Raw genomic sequence first — 8,992 nt, 5'->3', positions numbered from 1 at the left:
CGGCGCGACCTGCCAGCCGAGCGACCGGTAACCGTCGGCGGTGGCCGCACGCAGGATCTCGGCGGGGGTGAACCGGCCGCGCGCTCCGTGCGCGAGCCGCTCGTGCATCTCGAGGCCGCGGGTCTCGAGGAACGGGTCGACGACGGCGTTCTGATCCGACCCGACGGCGAGGCGCGCGCCGGCACTCAGCAGCTCGCGCGCCGGTCCGATCCCGTCGCCGAGGTCGGCTTCGGTGGTGGGGCACATGACGATGGATACCCCGGCCTCTCCGAGCAGCGCGATGTCGCCGCCGGTGAGGTGTGTGGCGTGCACGGCGGTGGTGCGTATCGACAGCACGCCGGCCTCGCTCAGCAGCTCGGTGGGCGTGAGACCATACGCGGCGACGCAGTCGGCGTTCTCCTGCGGCTGCTCCGACAGATGAACGTGGAGGGGCACATCGGCGGTGAGCCCGGCGGCGATCTGCGCGATCGCGTCACGCGGCACCGCCCGAACCGAGTGGACCGCGGCCCCGAGCCGGGCGCCGTGGCCGACGCGGTCGCGCAGCTTGTGCCAGCGATCAAGGTAGGCGCCTGCGGACCCGTCGCTGAAGCGCTCCTGCTTCGGCGCGAGCGGACGGTCGATGCCGCCGGTGAGGTAGGCGGTGTCGAGGAGGGTGAGCCGGATGCCGACGCTGTCGGCGGCGGCGGCAACCGCCCGCTCCATCTCGTAAGGATAAGGGGTGCCGTCTTGCCGGTGGTGCACGTAGTGGAACTCCCCGACGGCGGTGTAGCCGGAGGTGACCATCTCGGCGAAGACGGCGCGCGCAAGCTCGAAGTAGCTGTCGGGATCGAGCCGTGCCGCCGCTGCGTACATGCTCTCGCGCCAGCGCCAGAAGTCGCCGCCGTGCGCGTGGGTGCGGCCGCGCAGCACGCGGTGGAAGGCGTGCGAGTGCGCGTTTGCGACCCCTGGCATCACGGTACCGAGGATGATGTCGTCGCCGCGCGGATCAACGTCTGTCGCGACCGCGGTGACGAAGCCGCCGGCGTGGGTGAATCGGACGCGCTCGCGGACGCCGTCGGCGTCGACGACCCGGTCGCACCAGATGTTCACTGCAGCTCCTCCAGCACCGTGACGAGCGCGTCGATGCCGGCGAGGCAGTCCTCGGCCTCTGCGAACTCGGCGGGGGCGTGCGAGATGCCGGTGGGGTTGCGGACGAAGACCATCGCCGTCGGCACCGTGCCGGCGAGGACTCCGGCGTCGTGCCCGGCGCCCGTCGGCAGCACCGGCACGTCACCCAGCGCCGTGCGCAGCCGGTCGCGCACGCCCTCGTCGAAGCGGACGGCGCCGCTCCACGACTGCTCGGCGAACTCGGATGCCCCGACACGGCGCGCGATGTCGGCGATGAGGTCGCGCACGTCGGCGTCCTCCTCGGAGCGGGCGTCGAGGCTCAGCTCCACGCGCGACGCGATGACGTTCGTCCCGCCCGGCACCGCGCTCACGCGGCCCACGGTCGCACGCGCGTCGCCCGCGGCGAGCGCCGCCTGCTCGATCTCGAGCACGGCGCGGGCTGCGGCGACCATCGGGTCGTCGCGGTCGCCCATCGCGGTCGCGCCAGCATGGTTCCCCTGCCCGCGGAAGGTCAGCATCCATCGCCCGTGCGCGAAGATCGAGCTCGCGACGGCGATCGGGCTACCCAGCTCGATGAGCCCGCGCCCCTGCTCGACGTGCACCTCGACGAAGACGCCGATGCGGCCGAGCGCCTCACCGTCGCGCCCGATCTGCCGTGCGTCAAATCCGACGCGCTCGGCCGCCTCGGCGAAGCTCACGCCGTCTTCGTCGCGGAGCGCCCGCGCCCGGTCGGGGGCGAGCTCGCCGGTCATCAGCCGAGAGCCCATGCACGCGATGCCGAACCTGGAGCCCTCCTCCTCCGCGAACGCGACGACGGCCAGCGGACGGGTGAGCCGATTGCCAGCGGCCTGCAGTCTTGCGACGGCATCGAGGGCGACGACGATGCCAAGTGGCCCGTCGAACTCGCCGCCGCCGGGCACACTGTCGAGGTGGCTGCCGGTGACGACCGCGTCGGGTCCGGGTTCACCGAGCCACGCCCAGATGTTGCCATTGCGGTCGTGCTCGACGGAGAGCCCCAGCGCCTCGGCACGCTGGACGAACCAGGCGCGCATCTGCAGGTCGGGCTCCTGCCAGAGGTGGCGCGAGTATCCGCCGCGCACGGGATCGACGCCGATGCCGGTGAGCTCGTGCAGCCCCGTCAACCGGCCGCCGGTCACCAGGCTCGAGGTCATCCCTGCTCCCACATCGGCACGCGCAGGCCGCGCTCTCGGGCCACTTCGGCGGCGCGCTCGTAACCCGCGTCGACGTGCCGCATGACGCCCGTGCCGGGGTCGTTGGTGAGCACGCGCTCGATCTTCTCCGCCGCCAGCGGTGTGCCGTCGGCGATCACGACCTGGCCGGCGTGGATGCTGCGGCCGATGCCGACGCCGCCGCCGTGGTGGAGGGACACCCAGGTTGCACCGCTCGCGGTGTTAAGGAGGGCGTTCAGCAGCGGCCAGTCGGCGATGGCATCCGAGCCGTCCGCCATTGCCTCGGTCTCGCGGTACGGCGAGGCGACCGAGCCGGAGTCGAGGTGGTCGCGGCCGATCGCGACGGGGGCGGACAGTTCGCCGGAGGCGACCATCTCGTTGAACTTCAGGCCGGCGAGGTGGCGCTCCTTGTAGCCGAGCCAGCAGATGCGTGCGGGGAGACCCTCGAAGTGCACCTTCTCGCCGGCGGCGGTGATCCAGCGGCGGAGCTTCTCGTCGTTCGGGAAGAGCTCGAGGATCGCCTTGTCGGTCGCGGCGATGTCGGCCGGGTCACCCGAGAGCGCCGCCCAGCGGAAGGGGCCGAGGCCCTCCGCGAAGAGAGGCCGGATGTAGGCCGGGACGAAGCCGGGGAACGCGAACGCGCGGTCGTAGCCGCCGAGCTCGGCCTCACGGCGGATGGAGTTGCCGTAGTCGAACACCTCGGCGCCAGCATCCTGGAACCCGACCATTGCCTTCACATGGGCGGCCATCGAGGCGCGCGACAGGCGAGTGAACTCCTCGGGGTCGTCGGCGGCAGCGCGCTGCCAGTCCTCGAGGGAGACCTCGACGGGCAGGTAGCTGAGCGGGTCGTGCGCGCTCGTCTGGTCGGTGACGATATCGACGGCGACGCCGCGCGCGAGGATCTCCGGGAAGATGGTCGCGGCATTGCCGACGAGGCCGACCGACAGCGGGCGCCGCTCGGCCTTGGCGGCGAGCACGCGCTCGATCGCGTCGTCGAGGTCGTCGGTCATCTCGTCGAGGTAGCCGTGCTCGACGCGGCGGCGCAGGCGGCTGGGGTCGACGTCGACGATGAGGACGGCGCCCTCGTTGAGGGTGACGGCGAGCGGCTGCGCGCCGCCCATACCGCCTGCGCCGCCGGTGACGGTCAGAGTGCCGGCGAGCGTCCCACCGAAGCGCTTCGTCGCGACCGCGGCGAACGTCTCGTACGTGCCCTGCAAGATGCCCTGCGTCCCGATGTAGATCCACGACCCGGCCGTCATCTGCCCGTACATCGTGAGGCCGAGGGCCTCGAGGCGGCGGAACTCTGGCCACGTGGCCCAGTCTCCGACGAGGTTCGAATTGGCGATGAGTACGCGCGGCGCCCACTCGTGGGTACGGAAGACGCCGACGGGCTTGCCGGACTGCACGAGCAGCGTCTCGTCCGACTCGAGCGTCTCGAGAGTGCGGACGATCGCGTCGTACGCCTCCCAGCTGCGCGCGGCACGTCCGGTGCCACCGTAGACGACGAGATCCTCGGGGCGCTCGGCGACCTCGGGATCGAGGTTGTTCATGAGCATTCGCAGCGGGCCCTCGGTCTGCCAGCTCTTCGCGGTGAGCCGGTTGCCTCGGGCGGCGCGGATGGTGCGGGTCTCGGATCCGGAAGTCGTCATGCAGACAGTGAACCCGCCTTGCGCCGCTTCATGTGGGGATGCCGTGGGGTTATCGTCTCATATATGGGACAAAGTCCGCCGTCCGCCGTGCCCGCCGCCCGACAGGCGCTGCGCGTGCTCAGCCATCTCGGCGCGCAGCGGGGGCCCGTGCCCGCTTCGGCAGTCGCCCGCGACCTCGGGATTCCCCGCTCCGCGTGCTACCGCATCCTCACCGCCCTGGTCGATCACGGCTATGCCATCCACTACTCCGAGGACCGCCGCTACGGCCTCGGCTACGCGGCCTACGAGCTGAGTTCCGGGTTCGGCCGGCAGGCGCCCCTGTCGCGCCTGGGTTCCCCGATCCTCGCCGCCCTCGTGGACCACGTCGGCGAGACGGCGCATCTCGGGGTGCTCGATGGCACCGACGTCATCTATCTGCTCGAGCAGCGGGCGCCACACCGGCCGGTGCTCATCACCGACGTCGGCGTGCGCCTTCCCGCCCACCAGACCGCGACGGGCAGGTCGCTGCTCGCGTGCCTGCCCGCGACACAGCTACGGGCCCTCTACGTAGAAGATCCCGTCTACCGCCGCAGCGCGCGCCCGTTCCGGGACCTGCCGCACCTGCGGCGCACCCTCGGCGAGGTCACCAGGGCGGGCTTCGCCGCCGAAAGCGGCGAGGTCAGCGACGGGTTCGCATCGGTCGCAGTCGCGATCCGCGACCGCAACGGCTGGCCCGCGGCGAGCCTGGCGGTCACCTTCCCGCACGGCAACGTGCCGGAAGAATCCTGGCCCGACCTCGCGCAGCGCATCGAGCGGTTCGCGAGCGAGCTCGGCCGCCGGCTCAGCGGCGCCGCCCACGCGCGGTAGCGGGCGCTCAAGCCGACTGCGGGATGCCGACGGTGCGATGCGCGTGGCGCACGAGGTAGTCATTGAGGGCGAAGGATGCCGCCACCGCGCGGACCGCGTCGCGCTCGATGATCGACGTGAGGATCTCTGTGTGCGCACAGGCGCCGGCGACGATCTCCGCCTGCTCATCGTCGATGTTGACGAGCCAGAAGCGGCGCGAGAGGGTCTGCAGCGGCGTCATCGCGTCGACGAGGAACTCGTTGTGGGTCGCCTTCGAGATGAGCTGATGCGTCTGCTTCACCGAATCGGCGTAGCGCTCGAGCGTGAAGTCGGCCGCCTGCAGGTAGGCGAGCATCTTCCCCATCGCGTCGCGCTCGGCCTGTTTCGCGCGGACGCACGCGAGTTCGACGGCGAGGGCCTCGAGGGGGCGACGGATCTCGAGCAGCCGCAGCTGCGACTCGACCGTGATCTCCGGAACGAACACGCCGCGGTTCGGGTGGATCTGCACGACGCGGTCGCGGGCGAGGCGCTGCAGCGCCTCGCGGACCGGGGTGCGACCGAGGCCGGTGGCTTCCATGAGCGACGCCTCGGACACGAGGATCGCCGACGTGATCTGCTGCGAAGTGATCATGTCCTCAATCGCGTCGTAAGCCTGATCGGCAAGACTTTTCTGTGCCACGGTCACCATCTTTCGCTCGCCCACGGGGCGGATTCCAGATTTTACCGGGCCGAAACGACAATCCTCTGGCATACGACCGGTATATCGGTAATGTGGCGCCCACGCGGCTCACGGTGAGCCGCCAATCCGAGGAGGAAAGACATGTCGACTGACGCGCCGTTGCACGCGGGTGAGGCCATCGAGCATCGCACCATCGACTGGATCCCCCCGACAGAGCGCCACGGGAGGCCGGGGTCGCTCTTCTTCGTCTGGTTCGCCGCGAACACGTCCATCACGGCCCTCGTGACGGGCGCCCTGTTCGTGATCCTCGGCAACTCGCCGCTGTGGTCGATCCCGGCGATCATCATCGGCAACGTGCTCGGCGGATGGGTGACGGCGCTGCACTCCGCGCAGGGTCCCAAGCTGGGTGTGCCGCAGATGATCCAGAGCCGTGCGCAGTTCGGCTACTATGGCGCGATCCTGCCGCTGGTGCTCGCCCTGTTCATCTACCTGGGTTTCTATGCGACCGGTCTCGTGCTCGGCGGGCAAGCGCTCGGATCGCTCCTGAGCGTCGACCCGAAGGTGGGCGCCGCCATCTTCGCCGTCTTCTCCACCGTGCTCGCGATCATTGGATACCGCTGGATCCACCGGGTCTCGCACCTCGCGACGGTCCTGAGCGGTGTCGTTTTTATCGTGCTGCTATTCGTCATCCTCACCGCTCCGGGTGCCGCCGCTACGATCGGCAGCGGGGAGTTCGCGCTCGCGCCGTTCATCCTCGGCATCTCGCTCTCGGCGTCGTGGCAGCTCACCTTCGGCCCCTACATCGCCGACTACAGCCGCTACCTTCCGGAGTCGACGCCGCAGCGCGCCACGATCGGGTGGACCTTCCTCGGGAGCGTCCTCGGCGCCTCCCTCGCGATGAGCATCGGCGCGCTGGCCGCCGCGGTGGGCGGCGCCGCGTTCTCCGACAATCAGGTGCTGTATCTGGCCGGCCTCCTCGGCGGGTTCGGCTGGGTTGTGTCGATCACGGTCGTCATCGGCAAGCTCGTCGGCAACACGCTGAGCTCGTATGGCGGGTTCATGTCGCTCGCGACGATCGTGACCGCCCTCGGCCGGAAGGACGTCGTGACCGCGCGCTCCCGCGCCGTGTACGTCGTGATCATCTCGGCGATCGCCTACGCGATCGCCGCGCTCGCGACCGACAACTTCCTCGGGAACTTCACGAACTTCCTGCTATTCCTGCTGTACTTCATTACGCCGTGGTCGGCGATCAACCTCGTCGACTTCTACCTAATCCGCCACAAGGAGTACGACATCGCGGCGCTGTTTGATCCGAACAGCCCCTACGGCAAGGTAAACGGTCTCGCGTTCATCGCGTACTTCGCCGGCATCCTTGTGCAGATCCCGTTCATGAACAGCTCCCTGTACGTGGGCCCGATCGCCAACCTGCTCGGCGGCGCGGAAGTCGCGTGGCTCATCGGCCTCGTCGTCTCCGGCGCCATCTTCTACTGGTTCAACCCGGCCCGCCGCGGCTCGCTCGCGACGCGCACCCGCTGAACCGACCCCTCCCCATCAGAAAGCACCGCACCATGAAGTTCGATCCGGCTCGCGAGAAGAGCCCCACCCCGCATTCACCCTTCAAGGGACTGACCGTCCCGCGTCCGATCGGCTGGCTCTCGAGCGTCAGCAGCGAGGGCGTGGATAACCTGGCCCCCTACAGCCAGTGGCAGAACCTCACCTTCGACCCCCCGATGGTGATGTTCGCGGCGAACCAGTATCCCGATGGACGTCGCAAGGACACCGTCATTAATGCCGAGGAGACCGGCTGGTTCGTCTGGAACATGGCTACCTGGGCGCTGCGCGACGCCGTCAACATCAGCGCGATGGCGCTGCCGCCGGAGGTCAACGAATTCGACCGCGCCGGCGTCACCCGCCGCTCCGCCGATCTGTCGGCAGCACCCATGGTCGCCGAGAGCCCCTTCCACTTCGAGTGCAAGTACCTCTCGACGCACCGACTCAAGGGTAACTCGACGGTGGGCACGATCGACGTCGTCTATGCGACGGTCGAACGCATCCACATGGACGAGAACTCGCTCACGCCCGACGGACGCGTCGACATCGCCAAGGTGCGCCCAATCGCCCGAATGGGCTACTTCGACTACACCGTCGTCGACTCGACGTTCGAAATGCGCGTCCCCGGCGCCGACTCGGACGCCCAGGCCGGCCTCGGCGGCGAGCCCATGGGCTTCTCCGCCGAAGGCTGACCCGCGGATCTGCCGACTCCCCGCGCGTCGCCGGCCATGATGTTGCTGACCGTCTCGTATGCCTCATCGCTAAGCAGCGACTCGAGCGCCTTCACGGCCCCTGCTTCTGCTCGTCGGTGAGGTCGGCGAGGCTCAGACCGGCGCACTCCACGATCGAGATGGGAAGTTAGACCACGACGTGGTTTTGGCGTGGTGGATGACGACGAGTGGCCGGCATCTCCCCCACGTGTGAGCGCTGTCTGGTGCAGCTGCAGCCATCGTGGAAGTAAGCAACCTTCGGCCGCAGTACCTCCAAACGGTCCCCTCCGCGCTCTGCGCGACGGGGACCGTTTGCGTGCGGCAACTTCGTTGCCTTTCGGCCGTTGAATGGTACGCGCCGTCCTCGCTCAGGAAGGGCTTTCGCGGCATATCCTCCCTCGCTGCGCTCAGTCCGTTAGCCCACGGACCCTTGCTTGCACTCCCCCACCGCAGTGTTTCGACTTTTGCCGAAAGGCAATGGGGTTTGAGAGGGAGAACTGCGATGAACAACGAGCCGCTCACTGTGTACTCGAACGAGGGGTGCATGCAGTGCACGGCCACGCTGCGCGCGCTCGAAGCCGCTGGCCTTGAGTTTGAAGTCGTCAACCTGTCGACTGATCCCGAGGCGCTGGCGAAGTTGAAGGCAGCCGGGTTTCTGCAGGCGCCGGTCGTGGAAACGGTCGATCATTCGTGGTCGGGTTTCCGTCCCGACAAGATCGACGACGTCGCCAAGCGCATCGACAGACGCTATGGGCACGAGGGTTCGCTCTGCACCAACGCAAGTCATCGACGACTAGCGACGGCTCTGCGCGGCGCCCCTCTGCCTCGGCCATGCGAGCCTATTCGGTTAGCGTCCGGTAGACGCGGTAGCGGCTGACCGCGGATGTCGCGTCAGCGAGAGCGCGGGCCGCGGCTTCGGGCTTCGATCTGCCGTCTGGACCGTCGAACACGTCGCGCGCGTACTCGCTGGAAACCCATCGCCCACCCCGCGAGTCGCCTCCGTCCAGGGCGGTTGTGTAGGCGTACCCCCGCCGCGCGCGGATTCGCTCCTCCGAGAGCTCATAGGCATCTCGACGTCGATCACACGGACGTCATAGCCGGCCTCGTTCAGCTGCTGCCCAAGCTCGAGGGCGTCGGACTTGTTGCTGAGGACGGTGTCGATCATTATGTTGTCGCCCTTGGCGATCCCACCAACAACCCGGAGCGAGCGCATCCCGCGCACCCGCCCGCCCGACACCACGAGAGGGACCGACCCCGACATGGCCGGTCCCTCTCGTGCGT

The 8,992-nt window shown here is 69.0% G+C and carries 7 protein-coding genes and 1 pseudogene; 4 read left to right on the top strand and 4 right to left on the bottom strand.

Features of this window, described 5'->3' with window-relative positions:
• The 3 genes from DBR36_RS11075 to hutU form a co-directional block, all read right to left on the bottom strand.
• A partial coding sequence (locus DBR36_RS11075; RefSeq protein WP_258222746.1) for a formimidoylglutamate deiminase occupies positions 1-1,089 on the bottom strand: 1,089 nt, incomplete at its 3' end.
• On the bottom strand, positions 1,086-2,279 hold the full coding sequence (locus DBR36_RS11070) for an allantoate amidohydrolase (protein ID WP_108319353.1): 1,194 nt from the start codon (positions 2,277-2,279) through the stop codon (positions 1,086-1,088). The genes DBR36_RS11070 and DBR36_RS11075, both read right to left, overlap by 4 nt.
• On the bottom strand, positions 2,276-3,946 hold the full coding sequence (gene hutU / locus DBR36_RS11065) for a urocanate hydratase (protein ID WP_108319351.1): 1,671 nt from the start codon (positions 3,944-3,946) through the stop codon (positions 2,276-2,278). Before hutU ends, DBR36_RS11070 begins: the two co-directional genes overlap by 4 nt.
• Before the next feature lie 63 nt (positions 3,947-4,009).
• Here hutU and DBR36_RS11060 point away from each other — a divergent pair, with 63 nt between their 5' ends.
• Positions 4,010-4,792 (top strand): IclR family transcriptional regulator, encoded by a 783-nt coding sequence (locus DBR36_RS11060; RefSeq protein ID WP_258222744.1) that lies wholly within the window; start codon positions 4,010-4,012, stop codon positions 4,790-4,792.
• 7 nt (positions 4,793-4,799) lie between these two features.
• On the opposite strand, the gene DBR36_RS11055 is transcribed toward DBR36_RS11060, so the two are convergent.
• Positions 4,800-5,459 (bottom strand): GntR family transcriptional regulator, encoded by a 660-nt coding sequence (locus tag DBR36_RS11055; protein ID WP_258222748.1) that lies wholly within the window; start codon positions 5,457-5,459, stop codon positions 4,800-4,802.
• 132 nt (positions 5,460-5,591) lie between these two features.
• Here DBR36_RS11055 and DBR36_RS11050 point away from each other — a divergent pair, with 132 nt between their 5' ends.
• The 3 genes and pseudogenes from DBR36_RS11050 to nrdH all read left to right on the top strand — a co-directional run.
• Positions 5,592-6,986 carry a cytosine permease gene (locus DBR36_RS11050; RefSeq protein WP_108319349.1) on the top strand — a complete coding sequence of 465 codons (1,395 nt, stop codon included), beginning with the start codon at positions 5,592-5,594 and terminating at the stop codon, positions 6,984-6,986.
• Positions 6,987-7,018: 32 nt separating this feature from the next.
• The gene (locus tag DBR36_RS11045) at positions 7,019-7,693 is read left to right on the top strand and encodes a flavin reductase family protein (protein WP_108319347.1); all 675 of its coding nucleotides are present in this window, start codon (positions 7,019-7,021) and stop codon (positions 7,691-7,693) included.
• A gap of 520 nt (positions 7,694-8,213) precedes the next feature.
• A pseudogene (nrdH, locus tag DBR36_RS18375) lies at positions 8,214-8,450 on the top strand (glutaredoxin-like protein NrdH); the annotation flags it as partial.
• Positions 8,451-8,992: the final 542 nt, after the last annotated feature.

The sequence above is a fragment of the Microbacterium sp. HMWF026 genome (assembly GCF_003061325.1).
GTDB classification, from domain to species: Bacteria; Actinomycetota; Actinomycetes; order Actinomycetales; family Microbacteriaceae; genus Microbacterium; species Microbacterium testaceum_E.
Note: the sequence above shows the minus strand (reverse complement) of the source record. Positions and strands in the feature narration are given on the sequence as shown.